The organism is Actinophytocola sp., from assembly GCF_009379765.1.
Lineage (GTDB): Bacteria > Actinomycetota > Actinomycetes > Mycobacteriales > Pseudonocardiaceae > Actinophytocola.
The window spans coordinates 1-21,918 of record NZ_WHTD01000075.1; the positions used below are offsets into that span (position 1 = coordinate 1).

Consider the following 21,918-nt stretch of genomic DNA (forward strand, 5'->3'; position numbering starts at 1 on the left):
CCGTCCTCCTCCCGCCACCACCATCAGCCGGTTGACCGCAGGAGCTGCGAGGACTGGCGAATCCAATCCGCGTGCTCGAAGCAACACCGAAGGGCCCACGAGCCAGCTCCCAGCGCCCGACCAGACGACGACCTCGCACGGCCACAGAGCAACAGCGTCAGCGGGCAACCACCCCATTTTCAGCCCGGAACGCGCCGCCCACCAGGGCGACAGACTAGACGACTGATTCCGTGAAGATCATGTGAAGTGGGGCCGGAGCGTGGACATGAGAGGAGGACGTCCAAGATCAATGTGTGAGCAAAGACCTAGACGCCCTCCTGACCGCACTCTACGTGCTGATCGACGACCATGTGGTACCGCCTCGCACCGGTCGTGGCCGCCGGCCCGAACTGACCGACAGTGAACTCCTCTGCCTGGCCGTGGCCCAGGTGCTGCTGGGCTACCACCGCGAACGCCGCTGGATCCGGCATATCCACAGCGACCCGCAGTGGCGGACCATGTTCCCTTACCTGCCGGAACAACCCAGCTATCACAAGCGACTGATGAACGCGGAACCGTTGCTGCGCAAGGCGATCCTGACCTTGGCGGCGTGCTGCCCGTCCTGGTTCGACGACCTGTGGATGACCGACGCGACCCCCGGTCCCTGCGACATGTCGCGCGAAACGGTGAAACGCTCGGACCTGGCCGGACACGCCGACTACGGCTACTGCGCGTCACACTCCCGCTGGTACTGGGGTCTGAAGCTCTACCTCGTGTGCACCGGCGACGGCATGCCCGTCTCGTGGTGCCTGACCAACCCCAAGATCGGCGAACACGAGGTCCTCGCCGCGCTGCTGAACCACGACCATCACCTCATCCGCGACGGCCAGATCCTGCTGGCCGACAAGAGTTTCCCCGGCAAACCGTTCAAACAGCTCACCGACGAGAAGGGCCTGCGCCCGGACCGCAAGGACGAGACCTACCGCAACGGCAACCTCGGCGGCGTACGCCAGAGGATCGAGTCGGTCAACCAGACCCTCACAGGCCAACTCGGCCTCGAACACCACGGCGGACGCACCCCGCAGGCGTGTTCACCCGCGTCGCCCAGCGCCTGCTGGCCATAGCAGCCGGCATCTGGCACAACTGGACAACCGGCGTAACCAGCAAACGATCACTGATCGCCTACGACCACTAACACCAACTTCACGAAATCAATCATCTAGCGGTCTGTCTGGGTATTGATCTGGTGGAGTGTGGTTCGTCCGCGTTGGACCTCGGTGCCGATCTCTTCGGCGCTGGCGTGAAGTGCAGATGCCAGCGCCGCCGACCGCGGTGACCGAGCCACGTCATCATCTCAGGGGTGAGTGGGTGGACAGGTTGTCCAGGACCACGTGCACGCCCAGTCCGCGGGGGACGGTCTTGCCGATCTGCTTGAAGAACCACAGGACGTCGGCACCGGCGTGGCCTTTGCGAAGATCGGTCAGGACGTCGCCGGTCGCGATGGTCATCGCCGCGAACAGGTCGATGGTGCCGTAGCGTTTGTCGTCATGCGTCATCGTCGCGGCGCGGCCGGGTTCCATCGGCAGCGACGGTTGGGTGCGGTCTAGCTGTCCTCCCACTGGAAGACCTTCGCCGCGATCGCACCGACCACCAGGATGAACGCGGCCAGCACCAGGCACGGCGTCACCAGCGCGCTCGCGTCCCGGCCGCGGACGAGAAAGTCCATGATCCCGTCGTTCATGTGGCGGAGCGGGAACACCTTCGAGATCGTCTGCATCCACGGTGGCGCCTGGTCGATCGGGAAGAACGTGCCGGACAGGAACGCCATCGGCAGCACCACGATGTTGGCCGCGCCGGTGGCCGCCTCCTCGGTCTTGCAGAACGCGCCCACCAGCATGCCGATGGCGAAGAACGCCAGGATCCCCAGCAGGAACACCGGAATCGCCAGCGCCCACGTGCCGGTGAGCTTGAGCCCGAACACCGGCAGCGCACCGATCCCGAGGAAGATCACCGCCTGCAGGATCGCCACGCCGACGGTCACCACAACGCGTGCGGTGAGCACCGTGGACACCTGCACCGGGGCGAGCCGGATACGCCGCAGCACCTGCTTCTTGCGCCAGCTCACCAAGGTCAGCGCCGCGCCGAACACCGCGGTGACCGCGACGCCCAGGACATGATCCCCGGCGTGATGAACTGGATCGGCTTGAGCGAGGAGTCCTCGACGTTCGAGCCGTCCACGGTGAACCTCGGCGGCTCGCCGGTCGACCGCTGGTTCATCTCGCTGACCACGCCCTGGACGATCCCGCTGATCGTGCCGGCCTGGGTCTGGTCGCTCTGCGCGTACCGGAAGGTGATCTTGTCGCCGTCCTCGGCCACCACCGCCGGCAGGTCGCCGTCCGTCACCTTCTGCACGGCCTCGTCGAAGCTGTCGTGGTGCTCGAGCTCCAGCGCGCCGGTCTGCTCCAGCGCGGCGATCACCGGACCCTCGCCGACGACCCCGATGTCGATCTTCTCCGCGCCCGCGTCCCGGAACAGCAGCCCGAACACGACGAGGAACATCAGCGGGAAGACGAACGTGAAGAACAGCGTCGCCTTGTCCCGGTAGAACCCCTTGAGCATGGCGAGCGCGAGGCTCTTGAACGCGGTCACGCTGCGTCGACCGGCCTCGCTCCGCTCGGCGTGAAAGGCATTCGCACCGGTCCTGCCGGGCACGTCGCGTTGGGGGCTCACGCCCGGTACTCCCGTCCGGTCAGGTCGAGGAAGACGTCCTCGAGGGTGGCGGTGCGCACCTGCAGCCCGGCGAGCGAACCGCGCTCGGTGAGCGAGGAGAGCACGTCGGCGGGCTTGCGGGTGGAGATGGTCAGCGACAGCTCGTCCTCGGTGACGTCGTCGGCACCTGGCAGCGCCGAAGCGTCCGATGGGGACAGCAAGCCGCGCTCGAGGATCACGTGCGTCGGCGCGTCCAGCCCGCGGACGAGCGCCGCCGGCCGGTCCATGGCGAGGATCCGGCCCTTGTCCATGATCGCCACCCGGTCGCAGAGGATCTCCGCCTCGTCCAGGTAGTGCGTGGTGTAGACGATGGTCTTGCCGCGGTCCTGGATCGCGCGCAGCACGTCCCAGAGGTTGCGCCTGGCCTGCGGGTCCAGCGCCGCGGTCGGCTCGTCGAGGAACACCACGTCCGGGTCGTGCACGAGCGCGCAGGCGATCGAGAGCCGCTGGCGCTGGCCGCCGGAGAGCCTGTCCTCGCGGGTGTCCGCCTTGTCGGCGAGGCCGACGAGCTCGAGCATGCCGTGCGCCTGCGCGGCGCCGACGCCGTACAGCGAGGCGAACGTCTCGAGCTGCTCGCGCGCGGTGAGCTTCTCGAAGAACGCGGACGCCTGCAGCTGCACGCCGATCCGCGGCAGCAGGGCGACCTGACGCGGCCACGGCGACTCGCCGAGCAGGGTCACCGTCCCGGCGTCGGGCTCGCGCAGCCCCTCGATGATCTCCAGTATCGTCGTCTTGCCGGCCCCGTTCGGGCCGAGGATGCCGAAGAACTCCCCCTCCGCGACGGACAGCGACACGCCGTCCACCGCCTTCAGGTCCTCATACGCCTTGTGGATGTCCTCGACCAACACCGCGGCGTTCGCTGTGTCGATCACGTGCGTGAACATAGCCGAGCAGACGCCGAGAACGTCCGGCCACAACGACATTCGCCACCAAAGGAGAGTGGGATGTATCCGAAGGTCGAACCCTATGCCGACGGCATGCTGGAGGTCGGCGACGGGAATCTCGTGTACTGGGAGCAGTGCGGCAACCCGGACGGCAAGCCCGCGGTCGTGCTGCACGGCGGCCCCGGCTCGGGCTGCACCGCGGACCACCGCCGCTGGTTCGACCCTGCCCGGTACCGGATCGTGCTGCTCGACCAGCGCAACTGCGGCCGCAGCATCCCGCACGCGGGCGACCCGGTCGTCGACCTCACCACGAACACCACCGGCCACCTGCTCGCCGACCTGGAGCTGCTGCGCACGACGCTGGACATCGACCGCTGGCTCGTGTTCGGCGGCTCGTGGGGATCGGTCCTCGGACTCGCTTACGCCGAACGGTTTCCCGAGCGGGTGAGCGAGCTCGTGCTGTTCGCGGTGGCGACCGGCAGGCAGGCCGAGGTGGACCTGCTCACCCGCGGCCTCGGCCCGCTGTTCCCGGCGGCGTGGGAGACGTTCCGGGCGGCCGCGACATCATCGGACATTCCCGCCGGCTATGCCCGGCGGCTCGCGTCGGAGTCGGCGGCCGAGCGGGAGGCGGCGGCCGCGGCGTGGTGCGAGTGGGAGGACGCGATGCTGCCGACCATGCCGCCGAGCGCGCGCTACGAGGACCCGCGGTTCCGGCTCGCGTTCGCCCGGATCGTCACGCACTACTGGAGCAACGGGTGCTTCCTCGGTCCCGACGGCGTGCTCCTGGCCGACGCCGGCCGGCTCGCCGGCATCCCGGGGGTGCTCGCGCAGGGCCGGCTGGACTTCGGCAACCTCGACGGCGGCCCGTGGCTGCTCGCGCACGCGTGGCCGGACGCGGAGCTGACCGTGGTCGACGAGGCCGCGCACGAGACGGCGACCCCCGGCATGGCCGGCACCCTCCTGGCCGCGCTCGACCGGTTCGCCCGAACGTGAGTGGGTCGAAAATCTCGTGAACCGGCGGCGCGCCGTTCTCGGGTAGGAGAGCGAAGGTCTTTCGCGAGACGGGCGCGGGAGGCCGCAGCCGAAGCGAGGGGAACACCGTGTCTCGCAAGCACGTTGTAGTCACGATGGCAGCCGCGGCCATCGGTCTGGTCACACTCAGCGCCTGTACCTGCGGCCCGCAGTCCCCAACCGACACCTACGCACCGCCGCCCACCAAGGTCGCCGCCGCCGGCGTCCAGCAGGCCGCGGACGTGACGCTCAGCGCGGTCGAGGTCGACGGCCTCGGCCAGATCCTCACCGACCAGGACGGCTACCCGCTCTACCGGTTCACCATGGACTCCGCCGAGCCGCCGAGGTCCAACTGCGACACCGCCTGCGCGGCCAAGTGGCCGCCGCTCACCTCGGAGGTGGACATCGAGGTCAGCGGCGTCGACCGGAGCCTCATCGGCACGGTGACCCGCGACGACGGCACGAACCAGGTCACCGTCAACGGCTGGCCGGTGTACAAGTTCGCCGACGACGCCGCACCCGGCGAGGTCAACGGGCAGGGCGTGAACGGCACGTGGTTCGCGGTCACCCCGGACGGCGGCAAGGCGGGCGCGCAGCCCGAGCAGAGCGGGCCGGTCCAGGTCGTCGCCGCCGAGCTGCCCGGCTTCGGGCCCGCGCTGACCGACCAGGACGGCCAGACGCTCTACCTGTTCACCAAGGACTCCAAGGCACCGTCGAAGTCGGTATGCAACGGGGCGTGCGCCGAGAAGTGGCCGCCGGTGATCGACGACGGCAACGTGCAGGTGACCGGCCTGGACAAGGCGATCATCGGTTCGGTGACCCGCGACGACGGCACCGAGCAGGTCACCGTCGGCGGCTGGCCGGTGTACCGGTACGAGGGCGACACCGATGCCGGCCAGACCAACGGCCACGGCGTGGCCGGCACGTGGTTCGTGATCGAGCCTGCCGGCTGCAAGTCCGCCGCCCCGGTCCAGCCGCGGGAGGCCCCGGCCGAGGCACCCGCGGACACGGCACCCGACACAGAGCCGGACACGGACACCGGCACCGGTTACTGATCCCCCAGCTCGCCGCCTGATCTGCCCGGCTACAGATCTCCCGCGGTGAATGGAACCGGGTGCGCGCCGGCGGCGCGCACCCGGTTCGCCTTACTTGCGGGCTCCCTTCAGCAGGTTGCCCTCGGTCGACAGGTAGTGGTCGCCGTAGTCGAACCGCCGCGCGTCACCGAAGGTCAGCCAGTAGTACTTCAGCTGCTCCGACCACCAGTAGCCGGGGCAGAAGTCCCCGCGCCCCACCGGGTTCGTGGTCACGTCGGTGAGGATCGGGTAGCCGTGTCGGACCTTCGAGGTGCGTCTCATCTGCGCGAAGTGCTTCTGGTTCCGCTGCCGGTAGAGCTCGTCACCGGTCTCCAGCCACAGGCTGAACGCGGCGTCGGCGAACTCCGGGCGCAGCTGGTTTCCCCTGCTGGTGGCCGCGAGCGTCGAGTACTCGATGCCCTCGGGCAGCACGCCGTAGCGATCCTGCACCACGTTCCACGAGTCGTGGTAGCGCCGCCCGGTCGCCGCGTCGCCGCCCTCGGCCAGCAGGCCCGCGAAGAACGAGCCCAGCTCGCCCATCGACCACTTCGGACTGATGGGCGACGATGGCGTCGACCAGCGTGTCGTACCACGACCTGAGGTCCGGGTCGCCGAGCAGCTTCCAGCCGTCCCACAGGTACTCGTAGTAGGAGTCCGCGGGTGGTCCGACGGTCGCCGTGGTGTTGAGCCACTCGCCGGTCTCCGCGTGCACCGCGAAGGGCAGCAGGTCGAGCGGGCTTCGCTTGGCGAAGGTCACCTCGAACGCCCGCTTGGCGGCGTCGACGTACTTCCGGTCGCCGGTCCACTCCGACAGCGCACCGAGTTCGGTGACGTAGGTGCCCGTCTCGGCGAGGTTGGTCTCCGGCCCGCTCACCGCGCCGGTCGCGAGGTTCGCGAACCGGTACGGCACGCCGCTCGGCGACTTCGGGAACGCCGGCAGCAGCCGGTCGGCGAGGTCCGCGGCCGGCTCGAGCAGCCGCTGCTCGCCAATGCAGTGGTAGCCGGACAGCAGGCCGCCGACCATCCGGATGTTGGTCTCGAAGACCTGGAACGGGGCGTCGATGTCGAACCGGAGGTTGGCCTCGACCCACTCGACGCCTTGCGCCACCTCGGCGTCGAGCTCCATCAGCCAGAGCGTGTCCAGCGCCTCGACGATCGTCAGCCCGACCGGGTGGCCCGGCACGAAGAACTCCTCGAAGCCGCCGCTGACCGGCTTGATCTGGTCGTGCCCGAACGCCTTGGCCACGTAGTTGCGCCAGGCCCACCGGGTCTCGTCGCGGACGTCGTCGGCCAACGGCCGCCATCGTGCTGACGTCGCTGCGGGCGCGGCCAACGCCTGCGGGGCGCTCACCTCCCCGGCCGCACCGAGCCCGGCGGCGGCGCCGAGCAGTCCGAGGAACCTTCTGCGATGCAGGGAAGTACGCATCCGGTGGTCCTGACAACCTTGTCGGGATGAACCTGCGGTCTAGACCACCTTCCGAAAAGTCCCCAGGTCCGTCAAGCGTTGACAACCGCGGCCGCGGCGTAGTCGAATCGCCGGCATCATGACAACGTTGTCCAACCACCGATCGCGCAAGGTGCGCCGGGCCACGATGAGCGACGTGGCGCGGCTGGCCGGCGTCTCGATCAAGACCGTGTCCCGGGTGGTCAACGACGAGCCCGGGGTGCACGTGGACACCGCCGAGCGGGTGCTGGCGGCCATCGAGCGGCTGGGCTTCCGGCGCAACATCGGCGCGCTCAACCTGCGCCGCGGCTCCTCCACCGGCACGATCGGGCTCGTGCTCGAGGATGTGGCGAACCCGTTCTACTCGGGGCTCACCCGCGCCGCCGAGGAGGTCGCCCGCCGGTTCGGCCGCCAGGTGCTGACCGGGTCGTCGGACGAGGACCCCGCCCGCGAGCGCGAGCTGTCGCTGGAGTTCTGCGCGCGTCGGGTGGACGGGCTGATCGTCGTCCCGGCCGGGGCGCGGCACGGGTACCTGATGCCGGAGATCGCGTCCGGGATGCCGGTGGTGTTCGTCGACCGGCCGCCCGGTGACGTCGTCATGGACACCGTGCTGGTGGACAACGTCGAGGGCGCCGCGTCCGCCGTCGCGCACCTCGCCCGGCACGGTCACCGGCGGATCGCGTTCCTGGGCGACGCGCCGTCGATCTTCACCGCGGGCGAGCGGCTGCGCGGGTTCCGCGAGGGCTGTGTCGCCGCGGGCCTCCGCTTCGACGAGCGGCTGGTCACGATGGGCCCACCCACGGCGGACGGGGTGGCCGCCGCGCTGCGCCAGGTGCTGGACGGGCCGAGCCCGGCCACCGCGCTGGTCACCGGCAACAACCGGATCACCGTGCTGGCGCTGCGCGCGCTGGCCGGTGCGCCCACCCGGCCGGCGCTGGTCGGCTTCGACGACTTCGAGCTCGCCGACCTGCTCGACCCGCCGGTGAGCGTGGTCGCGCTGGACCCCGGCGTGCTCGGCAAGGCGGCCGCGGAGCTGCTGTTCGCGCGGCTGGACGGCGACGGCTCGCCACCCCGCCGGATCGTGCTCCCGGTCCGGCTCGTACCCCGTGGCTCCGGAGAGGTTGGCCCGTGACCGACACTGCTTTCGACGGCTTGCTGCCCGTTCGGCTGCCGGCCAACCAGCCGGAGCGGTTCTACCGCGGCGGGGCGGCCATCGCGGCGCTGCGCGGCGAGTACGAGGTCCGCGAGTTCGGGCCGGAGGACTGGGTGGCGTCGTGCACGACGCTGCACGGCTCGCCCGACCTGGGGCTGACCGTGCTGCCGGACGGGCGGCTCCTGCGCGAGGCGGTCGCCGAGCACCCCGACGACTGGCTGGGCGCCGCGCACGTCGCGCGGTTCGGCGCGGACTCGGCGCTGCTGGTGAAGCTGCTCGACGCGGGCCAGCGGCTGCCGGTGCACTGCCACCCGTCCGACGAGTTCGCCGCGGCCCACTTCGGGTCGCGGTACGGCAAGACCGAGGCGTGGGTCGTCGTGGGCACCTCGGGCCCGAGCGCGACCGTCCACATCGGATTCACCGACGACGTGTCGCCGAGCGCGGTGGCCGACTGGGTGGCCCGGCAGGACGCGGCGGCGATGCTCGGCGCGCTCAACTCGACGACCGTGCGGGCAGGCGACACGGTGTTCGTGCCGGCCGGGGTGCCGCACGCGATCGACGCGGGCGTGTTCATCGTGGAGCTGCAGCAGCCGACGGACCTGTCGGTGACCCTCGAGTGGCAGGGCTTCCTGTCCGACGCGGCGGGCGGCCACCTGGGCATCGGCTTCGAGAAGGCTTTGGGCTGCGTGGACCTGAGCGGCTGGGGCGGCGGGCGGCTGGGCACGCTGGGGCGCCGCCAGGAGGACACGGGCGCGCCGGTGCGCGACCTGTTCGGCGAGTCGGCGTCGGGGTTCTTCCGCGCGGAGCGGGTCCAGGGCGGGGCCGAGCTGGCGGCGTCGTTCGGGGTGCTGGTGGCGCTGTCGGGGGCCGGCGTGCTGCACACCGAGCACGCCGGCGACGGGCCGGTGGCCCGCGGCGACACGTTCGTGGTGCCCCACGGCGCGGGCGCGGCCACGGTGTCCGGGGACGTGGTGGCGCTGCGCTGCCTGCCGCCGTCCCCTAGCTGAGCCCCATGAAGCCCTCGGTGTTGTTGACCCCGCGGTAGATCTGCGGGGCGAAGCGGCCCACGCCCTGGGCGACGAGCGGGATGAACTTGACGTTGCTGCCGAGCGGCATGCGGTAGCCGTTCCGCACGCCCTGGCGTTCCCAGAGGTGCGCCATCTCGGGGTGCCGGCCGGCGAACCCGGGGTCGGCGGGGTAGAGGTCGAGGCGGACGTACGCGCGCTCGCCGGCGATCTTGTCCGTGGCGGCGCCGGCGATCTTGTCGCTGACGCTCTGGTTGAGCTCCACCGGGACGTGCTTGGAGATCGAGACGGCGGCGAGCTCGGCCCACGGCACCGCCCAGGGGGCGCCCTGCGGGTCGTCCCAGCGGATGCCGGCGGGCTCGAAGACCAGCCGGCGCGGCCGGAAGACCTTGTCCCGCTTGGCTACGACGAACATGGCGGGCACGAGGAACAGCGCCCCGATGGCGACGGCCGCGATGGCCGCGCCGGTGCCCCCGTCGACGGCGCCGATGAGCCCCGAGACGACCGCGATGAGCCCGATCCCCCCGGCCACCACGGCCCCGATGACCGCCTTCCTGCCGTCGGTGCTCCCCACATCGATGACGACCGCGCCGGGCCCGTACCCCCGCGCGACCCCCATCGGACCCGCCCCCATCGGACCGGGAGCCATCGGCGCGAGACCGGCCGGACCCGGCGCGCCGGGGGGATAGCCGGCCGCCGGATAGCCCGGCGGCGGTGGCCGGTAGCCACCCGGCTGTGGGTATCCGGGCTGTGGGTATCCGGGCTGCGGGTGGCCCGGCGGCGGATATCCCGGTGGCGGGCCGTAGCCCCGCGGGCCCGGCTGGCCGGGCGGTCCGCCGTACGGCGGCTGGAAGTGTGGTCCCCCTGGCGGCATCGTCACGCGGCCGATGGTAGCGGCGGGCACCGACGCCGCCGGGGCGATCGGGGGCGACCCACCCTGGCTAACCCTGACTAGTCGACGCGGGTCAGGCCTCGGTAGGTGTGCGGGCAGCGGCGGGCCAGCTCCCGGTCCAGCCGCCGGCCGGCGAGGCCCAGCCGGCCCAGCTCGTAGCGGTAGTCGGCGCCCTCGCGCCACAGGTCGAGGTCCGGGTTGCGCTCGCCGAAGTCCGCGCCGGCCGGCTCGAGCACCAGCGTGTAGTGCCACGCCCGGCCCCGGCCCACCCACCGGTTCTCCCGCAGCAGCCGCACCCGCGCGAGCTCATCCCACCGCACCGAGAACCCGCCGTGCGTGCGGTGCCGGACCGTGGCGCCGTCCTCGTCGAGCCGCATCCGCAGCCCGCTCGTCCGCACGGCGACCAGCACCCCCACCCCGACGAGCAGCAGCACCAGCCCGAACAGCACCGCGAGCGCCCGCTGGCTCGGGTCGCGGCCGGGCGGCCCCACCACCGCGGCGACGCACAGCGCGAGCCCGCCCCCACCCAGCACGAGCCCACCGAGCGTCGCCCGCCACGCCATGGCCCAGCCCAGGTTGATCTCGGCACGCATCGGGCGATGGTGTCACGTGCCGGCGATCAGGGTGTCCGCCGCCGCGTACGGGTCCAGCTCGCCGGCCGCCACCCGCCTCGCCAGGCCGGACAGCGCCTCGCCGCCCCGCACGCCGCCGAGCCGGGACCGCAGCGACGCCACGGCGATCGCCTCGATCTCCCGCTCGGCCCGGCGCGCGCGGCGGGCGTCGAGCTCGCCGTGCGAGACCAGCCAGTCGTGGTGCGTGTCGAGCGCCGCCATCACCTCGTCGACGCCCTCCCCCGCCGACGCCACCGTCGCCACGATCGGCTGGCGCCACGCCGGCCCCAGCGAGCGGCGGCCGAGCGAGATCATGTGCTTGAGGTCGCGCACGGTCTGCTCGGCGCCGTCCCGGTCGGCCTTGTTCACCACGAACACGTCCGCGATCTCGAGGATGCCGGCCTTGGCCGCCTGGATGCCGTCGCCCATGCCCGGCGCCAGCAGTACGACCGTGGTGTCCGCCAGCCCCACGATGTCCACTTCGGACTGTCCAACCCCGACGGTCTCGATCAGCACCACGTCGCAGCCCGCGGCGTCCAGCACGCGCAGCGCCTGCGGGGTCGCGGTGGCGAGCCCGCCGAGGTGGCCGCGGGTGGCCATCGAGCGGATGAACACCGCCGGGTCCGTGGCGTGGTCGTGCATCCGGATCCGGTCGCCGAGCAGCGCCCCGCCGGAGAACGGCGACGACGGGTCGATCGCCAGCACACCCACCCGAAGGTCCCGCGCGCGGAACGCCGCGATGAGCATCGACGTGGCGGTCGACTTGCCGACGCCGGGCGGTCCGGTGAGGCCCAGCACCCGCGCCCGCCCCACGAACGGCGTCAGCGCGACCGCCACCGCACGCAGGTGCGGGCTCTCGTCCTCGACGAGCGAGATCAGCCGCGCGACCGCCCGCGCCTGACCGGACCGGGCGTCCGCGACCAGCGCCGGGATGTCCACACGGGACAAGCTAGACCTTGAGCAGCAGGGCGTCGCCCTGCCCGCCCCCACCGCACAGCGCGGCCGCGCCGAGCCCGCCACCGCGGCGGCGCAGCTCGTGGGCCAGGTGCACGGCCAACCGCGCCCCGGACGCCCCGATCGGGTGACCCAGGGCGATCGCGCCGCCGTTGACGTTCACGATGTCCTCGCTGACGCCCAGCTGCCGGGTCGACACCACGCCGACCGCGGCGAACGCCTCGTTGATCTCCACCAGGTCGAGGTCCGACGCCGACAGCGAGGCCTTGGCCAGCGCCGCCTTGATGGCGTTGGCCGGCTGCTCGTGCAGGCTCGCGTCCGGCCCGGCGACCACGCCGTGCGCGCCGATCTCGGCCAGCCAGGACAGGCCGAGCTCCCGCGCCTTCGCCTTGCTCGTCACCACGACCGCGGCGGCACCGTCGGAGATCTGCGACGCCGAGCCCGCGGTGATCGTGCCGTCCGAGGAGAACGCGGGCCGCAGCTTGCCGAGGCTCTCGACAGTGGTGTCGCCGCGCACGCCCTCGTCGGTGTCGAACACGATCGGGTCGCCCTTGCGCTGCGGCACCGACACCGGCGCGATCTCCTCGGCGAACAGCCCGCCGGAGATGGCGGCCGCCGCGCGCTGGTGCGAACGCGCGGAGAACGCGTCCTGCTCCTCGCGGGTGAGCCCGTAGCGGGAGTTGTGCTTCTCCGTCGCCGCGCCCATGGCCACCTGGTCGAAGGCGCAGAACAGGCCGTCGTGGGCCATGTGGTCGATCATCGACACGTCGCCGTACTTGAAGCCCGAGCGGGACTTCGGCAGCAGGTGCGGCGCCTGGGTCATCGACTCCTGCCCACCGGCCACCACGATGTCGAACTCGCCCGCACGGATGAGCTGGTCGGCCAGCGCGATGGCGTCGAGGCCGGACAGGCACACCTTGTTGATCGTCAGCGCGGGCACGTCCATCGGGATGCCGGCGGCGACCGCGGCCTGGCGCGCGGGAATCTGCCCGGCGCCCGCGGTCAGCACCTGCCCCATGATCGTGTACTCGACCTGCTCCGGCGCGACGCCGGCCCGGTCGAGCGCGGCCTTGATCGCGACGCCGCCGAGCTGCGCGCCGGTGAAGTCCTTGAGCGAGCCGAGCAGGCGGCCGATCGGGGTACGTGCCCCGGCGACGATGACGGAACCGGACACGACGAGTCCTCCATTGGCTAGCGGTCGTTAACTTCGGACGATACTCGGGACGGTGCCCGCGGACCCCGCGTGATGTGAGTAGCCGCACAGGCGCCGGACGATCTCCGGCGTTACCTTGTCTGACATGGACGAGCTGAAGCCGTACGTCACCGCCGTCGACCATGTGGGCATCGCCGTGCCGGACATGGCCGAGGCGATCACGTTCTACCGCGACGTCCTCGGCTTCGAGCTCACCCATGAGGAGGTCAACGAGGAACAGGGCGTGCGCGAGGCGATGATGCACCCGCCGGGCGACGCCGCCGGAACGGCCGTACAGCTGCTCGCGCCGCTCGGCCCGGACACCACGATCGGCAAGTTCCTGGCCCGCAGGGGACCCGGCGTGCAGCAGGTGGCCTACCGGGTCTCCGACCTCGACGCGGCCAGCGAAGCGTTGCGCGCCAAGGGTTTGCGGGTGATATACGACGAGCCCGCCGCGGGTACGGCCAACAGCCGGACCAACTTCGTGCACCCGAAGGACGCGGGCGGCGTGCTCATTGAGCTAGTGGAGCCGGCGCCGACCCGGCCGTGAGCGCGCCCGCGATGAAGTCGACCTCGCGGTCCATGGTCTCCGCGCTCGCCACGTCGGCGGTGTCGCCGTGCCGCGCCACCGAGTGCCGGTAGCTCACCGCCAGCGCGAGGAGCCCCGAGGCGGTGTCGACCGCGGCGACCGGCAGGCTGCCGGTGCTCGCCGCGGTGATCACCGCGCGGACCTGGTCGACGACCGTGCCGAACCGCGCCTGGAGCGCGTCGCGGACCGCGGTGTGCGTGTCGGCCTCGCGCCAGAGCAGGTGGGAGAGCAGGTAGGAGGCCCGCAGCCGGGCGTCGAGCTCGGCGACCAGCCGGCGCAGGCTGGCCGCGACGTCCCCCGGCACGACCACGCCCGAAGGCTCGACGTGCTCGTCGGGCAGCCGTGCGACCAGCGCGGTGAGCAGGTCGGGCTTGTGTTGGAAGTAGTAGTGCACGAGGCCCTTGGGCACCCCGGCACGGGTCGCGATCCGGGAGGTCGGGGTGGCGTCGAAGCCCGACTCGGCGAACAGCTCCTCGGCCGCGGCCAGGATCCGCTCGCGCGCGGACGGGTCGTCGCTCTTCTTCTTCGTCAGCCGCATCGTGCTGCCCCTTCTCGCAGGCGCGCGGTCCATAACGTAACCCCGAAGGCCACGCCATGGACCGCGTGCGGTTATCGAAGGGGTCGGTCAGCCCTGCGCACGCCCGGCGGGTCGTTCGGCCCGCCGGACGCACCGACACTAGTGCTGGCCGGCCATTCCGGTGCCGGCCCGGTGTGCCGCCTGGGCGACCGGGAGCGCCGCCGCGCCGGCGATGACCGTCAGCGCGCCGATGATCCACGAGGACCACGAGATGCCGCCGAGCTCGGTGTAGCTCATCACCCATGGGGAGATGAACATGAGCACCCCGAGCACGATCTGGATCCCCTCCCCGTAGACCTGGCCGGGCACGGCCAGTGAGGCGAGACCGTCCAGGGCGACCAGCGCCCCCAGGATGATCATCGTCCACATCGCGGCGTTGTCCGTGTTCATCCACAAGGGCGACAACAGCGCCACGACACCCAGTACGACCTCCGCCCAGTCGTGCGGCCTGGTCCACGGCCGGACGGTTGCGGATGGATTCGTCATCGAGACCACCTCCGTGTTGTGCCTCAGCACCGATAATGCACTTGATTGGCCGGCCGGTCAAACTCGGTTCGGCGTCATGTGGGTCACACTCCGGGTGGCCCCCGCGGCACGGCCGGGGCCACATCTCGAACCATCGAGTGACCCGCCCCTCACCTCGCTGGCTCTGTACCGTTACCGGTCGGTAGCGTCGCTGCGCATGCGGAAGATCCTCGACGCGATACTCGCCGGTGACCTGGCCGCGGTCGGCTCGCTGCCCGTCCCCGAGTCCTACCGGGGCGTGACGGTCCACGCCGACGAGGTGGCGATGTTCGCCGGCCAGTCCACTCAGGACAAAGACCCGCGCAAGTCACTCCACGTGGACGATGTCCCCACCCCCGAGCTCGGGCCGGGCGAGGCGCTCGTCGCCGTCATGGCCAGCGCGGTCAACTACAACACCGTCTGGACGTCGATCTTCGAGCCGATGGACACCTTCGGCTTCCTGCGCCGCTACGGCCGGACGTCTCCCCTGGCCAAGCGGCACGACCAGCCCTACCACGTGGTCGGCTCCGACCTGGCCGGCGTCGTGTTGCGCACGGGTCCGGGGGTCAACGCCTGGCAGCCGGGTGAAGAGGTCGTGGCGCACTGCCTGAACGTCGAGCTGGAGCACCCGGACGGGCACAACGACACGATGCTCGACCCCGAGCAGCGCATCTGGGGCTTCGAGACCAACTTCGGTGGCCTGGCCGAGCTCGCGCTGGTCAAGTCCAACCAGCTGATGCCCAAGCCCGCGCACCTGACCTGGGAGGAGGCGGCCTGCCCCGGCCTGGTCAACTCGACCGCCTACCGGCAGCTGGTCTCCCGCAACGGCGCCGGCATGAAGCAGGGCGACACCGTCCTCGTCTGGGGCGCGTCCGGCGGCCTCGGCTCCTACGCGACACAGTTCGCGCTGAACGGCGGCGCCACCCCGGTGTGCGTCGTGTCCTCGCCGGAGAAGGCGGCGATCTGCCGCAAGATGGGCGCGGAGCTGATCATCGACCGCAACGCCGAGGGCTACCGGTTCTGGAAGGACGAGCACACCCAGGACCCCAAGGAGTGGAAGCGGTTCGGCGCCCGGATCCGCGAGCTCACCGGCGGCGACGACCCGGACATCGTGTTGGAGCACCCGGGCAAGGAGACCTTCGGCGCGAGCGTGTTCGTCGCCAAGCGCGGAGGCACGATCGTGACCTGCGCGTCGACCAGCGGGTTCCTCCACCAGTACGACAACCGGTACCTGTGGATGAACCTCAAGCGCATCATCGGCTCGCACTTCGCCAACTACCGCGAGGCGTGGGAGGCGAACCGGTTGATCGCAAAGGCGAAGATCCACCCCACACTGTCCAGTGTGTACCCACTGGAACAGACCGGGCAGGCCGCCACCGACGTGCACCGCAACACCCACCAGGGCAAGGTCGGCGTGCTCTGCCTCGCCCCCGAGGAAGGTCTCGGCGTGCACGACACCGAGCTGCGTGAGCGGCATCTCACGGAGATCAACCGTTTCCGCGGCGGGTAAGGGTCTTTCCTACACACGTCACCTCGCCGAGCGGCGCAGGGTAGCGTGGGCGCATGGCGTTAGGTGAGGAGCGCGATCTCGTACCGCTGGGTGCCGGCTTCGACATCACCAAGCGGGGTTACAGCCGCATGCAGGTGGAGGAGCACCTCGAGCAGCTGGACGGTCAGCTGAAGCTGCTCGCCGCCGACCGCAACGCGGCCTCGGCGCAGGCGGCCGAGCTCACCGCGCAGCTCGAGGTGGCCCGCACCAGCATCGACGACCTTCGCGGTCAGATCGAACGCCTGTCGCTGCCGCCGACCACGATGGCCGGCCTGTCCGAGCGGCTGCAGCGCATGCTGCGCCTCGCCCAGGAGGAGCGCGAGGAGGTCAACGCCAAGGCCGCGGCCGAGGCCGAGCACATCCGCACCAAGGCCGAGGCCGACGCCGCGCAGCTGCGCCAGCAGTACGAGAAGCAGCTGGCCGAGCTCGCCGAGCGGCGCGCGGCCATGGAGGCCGAGCACCGCGAGGTCATCGAGAAGGCCGAGGCCGAGGCGGCCGAGATCACCTCGACGGCAGAGGCCGAGCGCACCCGGCTCGACGCCGAGGGCGAGCAGCGCCGGGTCGCCGTCGAGGAGGACTTCGAGATCGCGATGGCGTCGCGGCGCACCGAGTCGATGCGCGCGCTCGCCGAGCAGGAGGCCACGTCCAAGTCGGAGGCCGAGCGCCGGGTGCGCGAGGCAACCGAGGAGGCCAACCGGCGCCGGCACGAGGCCATCACCGAGTCCACCGCCCGCCTGCAGGAGGCGTCGGACGAGGCGCACCGGCGGGTCCGGGAGGCCACCGAGGAGTCCAACCGGCGGATCAGCCACGCCGCGCAGCGGGTCAAGGCGCTGCGCCAGCTGCGGACCCGGGTGGCCGAGCAGCTCGCCTCGGCCCGCGACCTGGTCGCCGACGCGCACGAGCACCTGGACATCGCCGCGCCGGCGTTCGAGGCACTGCCGGAGGAGAAGGACACGGTCACCGCGGACAAGCCCAGCCCTGCGCCCCGGGAGCGCAACCCGCTGCCCGGCCCGCCCAAGGAGCACTGGGAGGCCGGCGGCACGGGCAGTGACGCCCCGGCCGACCTCCCCGCCGAGGTGGCCCAAGCCGCCACCCGACGCCTCACCCGCTGACCCACAACCCCCGCGAGTCCAACCGCCAGAACCCGCGAGTCCAACGTTCAGGACCGTTCGGGCAGTGCTACTCGCCGATGTCCTCGAACCAGAGGTCCGGGTGGTCGGCGATGAACGTCGTCATCAGCTCCACGCACCGCGCGTCATCCACCAGCGAGATCTCCACCCCGTGCTCGGCCAGCCAGTCGTGGCCGCCGTGGTACGTGGTCGCCTCGCCGATGACCACCCGCCCGATCGCGAACTGGCGGACCAGGCCGCTGCAGTACCAGCACGGCGACAGCGTCGTGACCATCGTCGTGTCGCGGTAGTGCCGGCGCCGGCCCGCGTTGCGGAACGCCGCCGTCTCGGCGTGCATCGACGGGTCGCCGTCCTGCACGCGGCGGTTGTGGCCGCGGCCGAGGAGCTCCCCGCCGGGGCCGAACAGCGCCGCGCCGATCGGGATCCCGCCCTCGTCGAGCCCGCGCCGCGCCTCGTCGACCGCCACGTCGAGCATCCCCGCAAGATCCATGCCTCATTCTGCGATCGGGTTGCCCGGCACGGTAGGTTTACCCGCGAGTAGATAACCGGAGGCAACATGGCGGCTTACCAGACCGTGGTCGTCGGCACGGACGGCTCGGACTCCTCCTACGCGGCGGTCGACCGCGCCGCGCGGATCGCCGCGGACAGTGGCGCCACGCTCGTCATCGCGTGTGCCTACCACCCCGCCCGGCCGGACGACGTCACCAAGGCGCAGGACGAGCTCGGGCCGGACGCCGCCTACCAGGTCGTCGGGTCCACGCCGGCCGAGGACTCCGTGCGCACCGCCGCCGAGCGGGCCAGGAAGGTGGGCGCCACCAAGATCGACACGGTCGTCGTGGACGGCGAGCCCGTGCCGACGCTGTCCAAGGTGGTCGTCGAGCGGTCCGCCGACCTGCTCGTCGTGGGCAACCGCGGGCTGAACACGCTCGCCGGGCGCATCCTCGGCTCGGTCCCCTCCGAGGCGGCCCGCAAGTCGAAGGTCGACGTCCTCATCGTCCACACCACGTGACCGAACCGCGGGCCGACGAGCGGCTGGAGGCCCTGCAGCAGCGCATCGAGCGCATCCTGCTCGGCGGCGCCCGCCAGTACACCCGCGCCGAGGTCGCCGAGCGTTCCGGCGTACCCGCGGAGCGCGCCACCGCGCTGTGGCGCGCACTCGGCTTCGCCACCGCCGCGGACGACGCCGCGGTGTTCACCGACGGCGACATCCGCGCGCTGCGCATCGCCAACGAGCTGATCCAGGCCGGCATCATCGACCCCGCAGTGGCGATCTCCAGCGCGCGGATGATCGGCCAGCACATGTCCCGGCTCGCCGAGTCCCAGGTCCTGATGCTGCGTGACGTCGTGGCCGCCAACCCCGAGCTCGCCGACGAGCGCCAGCTCGCCCGGCTCGTCGAGCACCTCGCGCCGGACCTGGAGCAGCTGCAGGACTTCGTGTGGCGGCGGCACCTCGCCGCGTACTCGGTGCGGATGCTCGTGTCGTCCGACGAGGACATCGACGAGCGCCGGCAGGTCGTCGGGTTCGCGGACATGGTCGGCTTCACGAGCCTCACCCGGCGCTCCACCGAGGCCGAGCTCGTCGCCGTGGTCGACCGCTTCGACGCGCTCGCCGCCGAGGTCGTCGCGGACAACCACGGCCGGATCGTCAAGATGCTCGGCGACGAGGTCCTGTTCGTGGCCGACTCCCCCACCGAGGGCGCCGAGATCGCGCTGACCCTGCTGGAACGCGCCGAGCAGGACCCCGATGTGCCGTCGCTGCGGGCCGGCCTCGCGCTCGGCCGGGTGCTCAACCGGTTCGGCGACGTCTACGGTTCGGTGGTCAACATCGCGAGCCGGCTCACCGGCATCGCCCGCCCCGGCACCGTGCTGGTCGACCGCGAGCTGTCCGAGGTCCTCGCCGACGAGGAGGGCTACGCGGTCCGCCCGCGCCGGCCGGTGTCGGTCCGCGGCTACGCCCGGCTGCGCTCGGCGAGCCTGCGCCGCGCCGGCGACGAGCCGCCCTCGCTGGCCGAGTCCGCCCAGCGGCTCACCGCCGAGCTGCTGGCCCTGGTCGGCGACACCGACGACCACACCGACGAGCACGAAGAGCCGCACATCCCCCTGGAACCGGACGACGACCGGCACCGCCGCGCACGGCGCCGCCGCCGGCACGACCGGGCTTGATCGAGTCGGGCATGCCCTGAACGACGCACTCGGGGCGTTCGACGTCCCGGGCGCGTCGTTCAGGGCATCGGGCCGGCGAGCCAGCGGGCGACCGCCGACGCGACCTCGTCCGGGGTCTCGAGCGGCGCCAGGTGCCCGGCGCCGGCGATCTCCACCAGCTCGACCTCCAGCGCGTCGGCCATCAGCACGGCTTCTTGGCGCGGGATCAGCGCGTCCTCGGCGCCGCGCACGACGAGCGCCGGCACGCCGGACGCGCGCAGCAGGTCGAGGGAGTCGGGGCGGGCGGCCATCGCCCGCTGCGCCCAGGCGACCGCCGCCGGGTCCTGGTCGGCGATCAGCGCGCGCAGCGTCACCTCGACGTCCGGGCGCTTCTCCAGCGTCGTGGCGCCGAGCAGGTTGGTGAGCATCGAGTCGGCCAGCCAGCCGATCCCCTCGGCCTCGGCCCGCGCGGCCACCGCGACCCTGTTCTCCCGCGCGGCCTCCGTGTCGGCCGTCGCCTTCGTGTCGACCAGGACCAGCCCGCTCACCCGCGAGGGCGCGGCCCGCAGCACCGCCATCGCCACGTAGCCGCCCATCGAGCACCCGCCGAGGACCGCCCGCTCGACGCCGAGCCGGTCGAGGTCGTCGAGCAGCGCGGCGGCGGCGAGCCCGAGGTCGGGCCCGCCGACCGGCGGCGCGGCGCCGAAGCCCGGCAGGTCGGGCGTGATGATCCGATCGCCGGTGGCGGATCGGAGGCCGTCCCACATCCGCGAGTCGAGCGGGAACGCGTGCAACAACACGACAGGGTCACTCATGTGCACGTCACATCCAACACCGCCGAATGACATGATGCGGGGCATGGCCCCTACCGTCCGAGCCGACCTCGCCAACCTCCCGGACTACATCCCCGGGCGCAAGATCCCCGGCGCGATCGTGCTGTCCAGCAACGAGGTCTCCACCCCGACGCCGCCGTCGGTACTCGCCGCGATGGCCGAGGCGGCCGCGGGCGCCAACCGGTACCCGCAGATGGCCAACGACGACCTGCTCGCCAGGACGTCCGCGTACGTCGGCGTGCCGGAGGAGCGGCTCGCGATCGGCTGCGGCTCGGTGAGCTTGTGCCAGCAGCTCGTGCAGGCCATGTGCACGGACGGCCAGGAGGTCGTGTTCGCGTGGCGCTCGTTCGAGGCCTACCCGATCGTCACGCAGATCGCGGGCGCCGTGCCGGTCCGGGTGCCGCTGACCGCCGACTACCGCCACGACCTCGCCGCGATGCTCGCCGCGATCACCGACAACACGCGGGTGGTGTTCATCGCCAACCCGAACAACCCCACCGGCACCGCGCTGTACACCGCCGAGCTGGCGCGCTTCCTCGACGCGGTGCCCGACCACGTGCTGGTCGTGCTGGACGAGGCCTACCGCGAGTTCGTCACCGCCGCCGACCTGCCGGACGGGCTGGCGCTGGTCGAGGGCCGGGACAACCTGGCCGTGATCCGGACGTTCTCCAAGGCCTACGGGCTGGCCGGCATCCGGGTCGGCTACTCGGTCGCGTCGCCGGAGATCACGAGCGGGGTACGCAAGGTCGGCATCCCGTTCTCGGTCTCGCGGGTGGCCCAGGCCGCGGCGGTCGCCGCCATGGACGCCGCCGACGAGCTGCTCGCCCGGTGCGAGCCGGTGACGGTCGAGCGCGAGCGGGTGCACGCGGCGTTGCTGGAGATGGGCTTCGAGGTGCCGGCGTCGCAGGCCAACTTCGTGTGGCTGCCGCTCGGCGAGCGGACCGCCGCGTTCAACGAGCACTGCCTGGAGCAGAAGGTCGTGGTCCGCGCGTTCGTCGGCGAGGGCGCGCGGGTGACCGTCGGGCTGCCGGAGGAGAACGACGCGTTCCTCGCGGCAGCCCGCTCGTTCACCGGCTGAGCCGCTTGCTCCGCAGGTTGTCGAGCGCGAACGCGCCAGGGCCGAGGACCGCGTACAGCAGGAAGACCCAGCAGAACATCGCGGCGGGCTCGCCGTGGTTGGCGATGGGCAGCAGCGCGTCCGGCTGATGGACGGTGAAGTAGGCGTAGGCCATCGCGCCGGAGCAGAGCACGGCGGCGGGCCTGGCGAGCAGGCCGAGGCCGACGAGCGCGCCGGCCAGCACCTCGACCGCGGCCGCCCACCAGCCCGGCCAGGCGCCGAGCGCGGCGGCGCCACCCCGGCCGTCGAGGCCGCCGAACAGCCCGAGCAGGCCGACCAGACCGTGGCAGACGAACAGGAACGACACGACCACGCGGGTCACGCCGAGGACGCCGGCCTGCAGCTTCGGTGTCGTGGCACTGGTGGCGGCGGTGGCTTCGGTGGGGTGCAGGGTGGCGGTCATGGCTGGGTCGTCCCTTCCGCGGGAGTGGTCATGCCGCGGCCGGTCGCCGCACTCTCACCGTAGTTTCCGCAGGTCAAACGAGGGTCG

General features: G+C 71.9%; 24 protein-coding genes and 2 pseudogenes. 11 read left to right on the plus strand and 15 right to left on the minus strand.

Annotated features, from left to right (window positions below; all coding sequences use genetic code 11):
* The first annotated feature begins 293 nt into the window (after positions 1–293).
* A pseudogene (locus tag GEV28_RS22375) lies at positions 294–1,174 on the plus strand (IS982 family transposase).
* A gap of 154 nt (positions 1,175–1,328) precedes the next feature.
* Here the strand turns inward: GEV28_RS22375 and GEV28_RS22380 are convergent.
* From GEV28_RS22380 to GEV28_RS22390, 4 genes are all read right to left on the minus strand, one after another.
* Positions 1,329–1,598, minus strand: coding sequence for a transposase (locus GEV28_RS22380; protein WP_291414074.1), 270 nt, complete (start codon positions 1,596–1,598; stop codon positions 1,329–1,331).
* Positions 1,583–2,128 (minus strand): ABC transporter permease, encoded by a 546-nt coding sequence (locus GEV28_RS42455; protein ID WP_367115161.1) that lies wholly within the window; start codon positions 2,126–2,128, stop codon positions 1,583–1,585. The genes GEV28_RS22380 and GEV28_RS42455 overlap by 16 nt, the downstream gene beginning before the upstream one ends.
* The gene (locus GEV28_RS42460) at positions 2,110–2,628 is read right to left on the minus strand and encodes an ABC transporter permease (RefSeq protein WP_367115162.1); all 519 of its coding nucleotides are present in this window, start codon (positions 2,626–2,628) and stop codon (positions 2,110–2,112) included. The genes GEV28_RS42455 and GEV28_RS42460 overlap by 19 nt, the downstream gene beginning before the upstream one ends.
* A gap of 77 nt (positions 2,629–2,705) precedes the next feature.
* Positions 2,706–3,620: an ABC transporter ATP-binding protein gene (locus tag GEV28_RS22390; protein ID WP_291414075.1), complete on the minus strand. Its 915-nt coding sequence runs from the start codon at positions 3,618–3,620 to the stop codon at positions 2,706–2,708.
* Between the two features lie 72 nt (positions 3,621–3,692).
* On the opposite strand from GEV28_RS22390, the gene pip reads away from it, so the two are divergent.
* Both pip and GEV28_RS22400 read left to right on the plus strand, forming a co-directional pair.
* Complete coding sequence (gene pip, locus GEV28_RS22395; protein ID WP_291414076.1) at positions 3,693–4,625, plus strand: prolyl aminopeptidase; 933 nt, start codon at positions 3,693–3,695, stop codon at positions 4,623–4,625.
* A gap of 134 nt (positions 4,626–4,759) precedes the next feature.
* The gene (locus tag GEV28_RS22400) at positions 4,760–5,698 is read left to right on the plus strand and encodes an SCO0930 family lipoprotein (protein ID WP_291414077.1); all 939 of its coding nucleotides are present in this window, start codon (positions 4,760–4,762) and stop codon (positions 5,696–5,698) included.
* A 90-nt stretch (positions 5,699–5,788) separates the two neighbouring features.
* Here the strand turns inward: GEV28_RS22400 and GEV28_RS22405 are convergent, their stop codons facing one another.
* Positions 5,789–6,256, minus strand: coding sequence for a glycoside hydrolase family 47 protein (locus tag GEV28_RS22405; protein ID WP_291414078.1), 468 nt, complete (start codon positions 6,254–6,256; stop codon positions 5,789–5,791).
* A gap of 73 nt (positions 6,257–6,329) precedes the next feature.
* Positions 6,330–7,142 (minus strand): annotated as a pseudogene (locus tag GEV28_RS22410) (glycoside hydrolase family 47 protein); the annotation flags it as partial.
* Positions 7,143–7,308: 166 nt separating this feature from the next.
* Here GEV28_RS22410 and GEV28_RS22415 point away from each other — a divergent pair.
* Together GEV28_RS22415 and GEV28_RS22420 are read left to right on the plus strand one after the other, a co-directional pair.
* A complete protein-coding gene (locus GEV28_RS22415) occupies positions 7,309–8,292 on the plus strand; it encodes a LacI family DNA-binding transcriptional regulator (RefSeq protein ID WP_291414112.1) in 984 nt (327 codons plus the stop codon).
* On the plus strand, positions 8,289–9,320 hold the full coding sequence (locus tag GEV28_RS22420; protein ID WP_291414079.1) for a class I mannose-6-phosphate isomerase: 1,032 nt from the start codon (positions 8,289–8,291) through the stop codon (positions 9,318–9,320). The genes GEV28_RS22415 and GEV28_RS22420 overlap by 4 nt, the downstream gene beginning before the upstream one ends.
* Here the strand turns inward: GEV28_RS22420 and GEV28_RS22425 are convergent.
* The 4 genes from GEV28_RS22425 to GEV28_RS22440 form a co-directional block, all read right to left on the minus strand.
* A complete protein-coding gene (locus GEV28_RS22425) occupies positions 9,313–10,218 on the minus strand; it encodes a hypothetical protein (RefSeq protein ID WP_291414080.1) in 906 nt (301 codons plus the stop codon). The genes GEV28_RS22420 and GEV28_RS22425 overlap by 8 nt on opposite strands.
* Positions 10,219–10,289: 71 nt before the next feature.
* Complete coding sequence (locus GEV28_RS22430) at positions 10,290–10,823, minus strand: hypothetical protein (protein ID WP_291414081.1); 534 nt, start codon at positions 10,821–10,823, stop codon at positions 10,290–10,292.
* Between the two features lie 12 nt (positions 10,824–10,835).
* Positions 10,836–11,789 carry a methylmalonyl Co-A mutase-associated GTPase MeaB gene (gene meaB, locus GEV28_RS22435; RefSeq protein ID WP_291414082.1) on the minus strand — a complete coding sequence of 318 codons (954 nt, stop codon included), beginning with the start codon at positions 11,787–11,789 and terminating at the stop codon, positions 10,836–10,838.
* A gap of 1 nt (position 11,790) precedes the next feature.
* Positions 11,791–12,969 (minus strand): acetyl-CoA C-acetyltransferase, encoded by a 1,179-nt coding sequence (locus tag GEV28_RS22440; RefSeq protein WP_291414083.1) that lies wholly within the window; start codon positions 12,967–12,969, stop codon positions 11,791–11,793.
* Between the two features lie 124 nt (positions 12,970–13,093).
* Between GEV28_RS22440 and mce the strand changes: the two genes are divergently transcribed.
* Positions 13,094–13,537, plus strand: coding sequence for a methylmalonyl-CoA epimerase (gene mce, locus GEV28_RS22445; protein WP_291414084.1), 444 nt, complete (start codon positions 13,094–13,096; stop codon positions 13,535–13,537).
* Here mce and GEV28_RS22450 read toward each other — a convergent pair.
* Positions 13,500–14,114 carry a TetR/AcrR family transcriptional regulator gene (locus GEV28_RS22450; protein ID WP_291414085.1) on the minus strand — a complete coding sequence of 205 codons (615 nt, stop codon included), beginning with the start codon at positions 14,112–14,114 and terminating at the stop codon, positions 13,500–13,502. The genes mce and GEV28_RS22450 overlap by 38 nt on opposite strands.
* 138 nt (positions 14,115–14,252) lie before the next feature.
* Complete coding sequence (locus tag GEV28_RS22455; RefSeq protein WP_291414086.1) at positions 14,253–14,639, minus strand: SPW repeat protein; 387 nt, start codon at positions 14,637–14,639, stop codon at positions 14,253–14,255.
* Between the two features lie 196 nt (positions 14,640–14,835).
* On the opposite strand from GEV28_RS22455, the gene ccrA reads away from it, so the two are divergent.
* Both ccrA and GEV28_RS22465 read left to right on the plus strand, forming a co-directional pair.
* A complete protein-coding gene (gene ccrA, locus GEV28_RS22460) occupies positions 14,836–16,167 on the plus strand; it encodes a crotonyl-CoA carboxylase/reductase (RefSeq protein ID WP_291414087.1) in 1,332 nt (443 codons plus the stop codon).
* Between the two features lie 53 nt (positions 16,168–16,220).
* Complete coding sequence (locus GEV28_RS22465; RefSeq protein ID WP_291414088.1) at positions 16,221–17,318, plus strand: chromosome segregation protein; 1,098 nt, start codon at positions 16,221–16,223, stop codon at positions 17,316–17,318.
* A gap of 67 nt (positions 17,319–17,385) precedes the next feature.
* On the opposite strand, the gene GEV28_RS22470 is transcribed toward GEV28_RS22465, so the two are convergent.
* The gene (locus GEV28_RS22470; protein WP_291414089.1) at positions 17,386–17,826 is read right to left on the minus strand and encodes a nucleoside deaminase; all 441 of its coding nucleotides are present in this window, start codon (positions 17,824–17,826) and stop codon (positions 17,386–17,388) included.
* A 66-nt stretch (positions 17,827–17,892) separates the two neighbouring features.
* Here GEV28_RS22470 and GEV28_RS22475 point away from each other — a divergent pair, with 66 nt between their 5' ends.
* Positions 17,893–18,345, plus strand: coding sequence for a universal stress protein (locus GEV28_RS22475; protein ID WP_291414090.1), 453 nt, complete (start codon positions 17,893–17,895; stop codon positions 18,343–18,345).
* Positions 18,342–19,499 carry an adenylate/guanylate cyclase domain-containing protein gene (locus GEV28_RS22480; RefSeq protein ID WP_291414091.1) on the plus strand — a complete coding sequence of 386 codons (1,158 nt, stop codon included), beginning with the start codon at positions 18,342–18,344 and terminating at the stop codon, positions 19,497–19,499. Before GEV28_RS22475 ends, GEV28_RS22480 begins: the two co-directional genes overlap by 4 nt.
* Before the next feature lie 59 nt (positions 19,500–19,558).
* On the opposite strand, the gene GEV28_RS22485 is transcribed toward GEV28_RS22480, so the two are convergent.
* Complete coding sequence (locus GEV28_RS22485) at positions 19,559–20,293, minus strand: alpha/beta hydrolase (RefSeq protein ID WP_291414092.1); 735 nt, start codon at positions 20,291–20,293, stop codon at positions 19,559–19,561.
* A 43-nt stretch (positions 20,294–20,336) separates the two neighbouring features.
* On the opposite strand from GEV28_RS22485, the gene hisC reads away from it, so the two are divergent.
* The gene (hisC, locus tag GEV28_RS22490) at positions 20,337–21,389 is read left to right on the plus strand and encodes a histidinol-phosphate transaminase (RefSeq protein ID WP_291414093.1); all 1,053 of its coding nucleotides are present in this window, start codon (positions 20,337–20,339) and stop codon (positions 21,387–21,389) included.
* On the opposite strand, the gene GEV28_RS22495 is transcribed toward hisC, so the two are convergent.
* Complete coding sequence (locus GEV28_RS22495) at positions 21,379–21,831, minus strand: DoxX family protein (RefSeq protein WP_291414094.1); 453 nt, start codon at positions 21,829–21,831, stop codon at positions 21,379–21,381. The two genes, hisC and GEV28_RS22495, sit on opposite strands and share 11 nt — an antisense overlap.
* Positions 21,832–21,918: the final 87 nt, after the last annotated feature.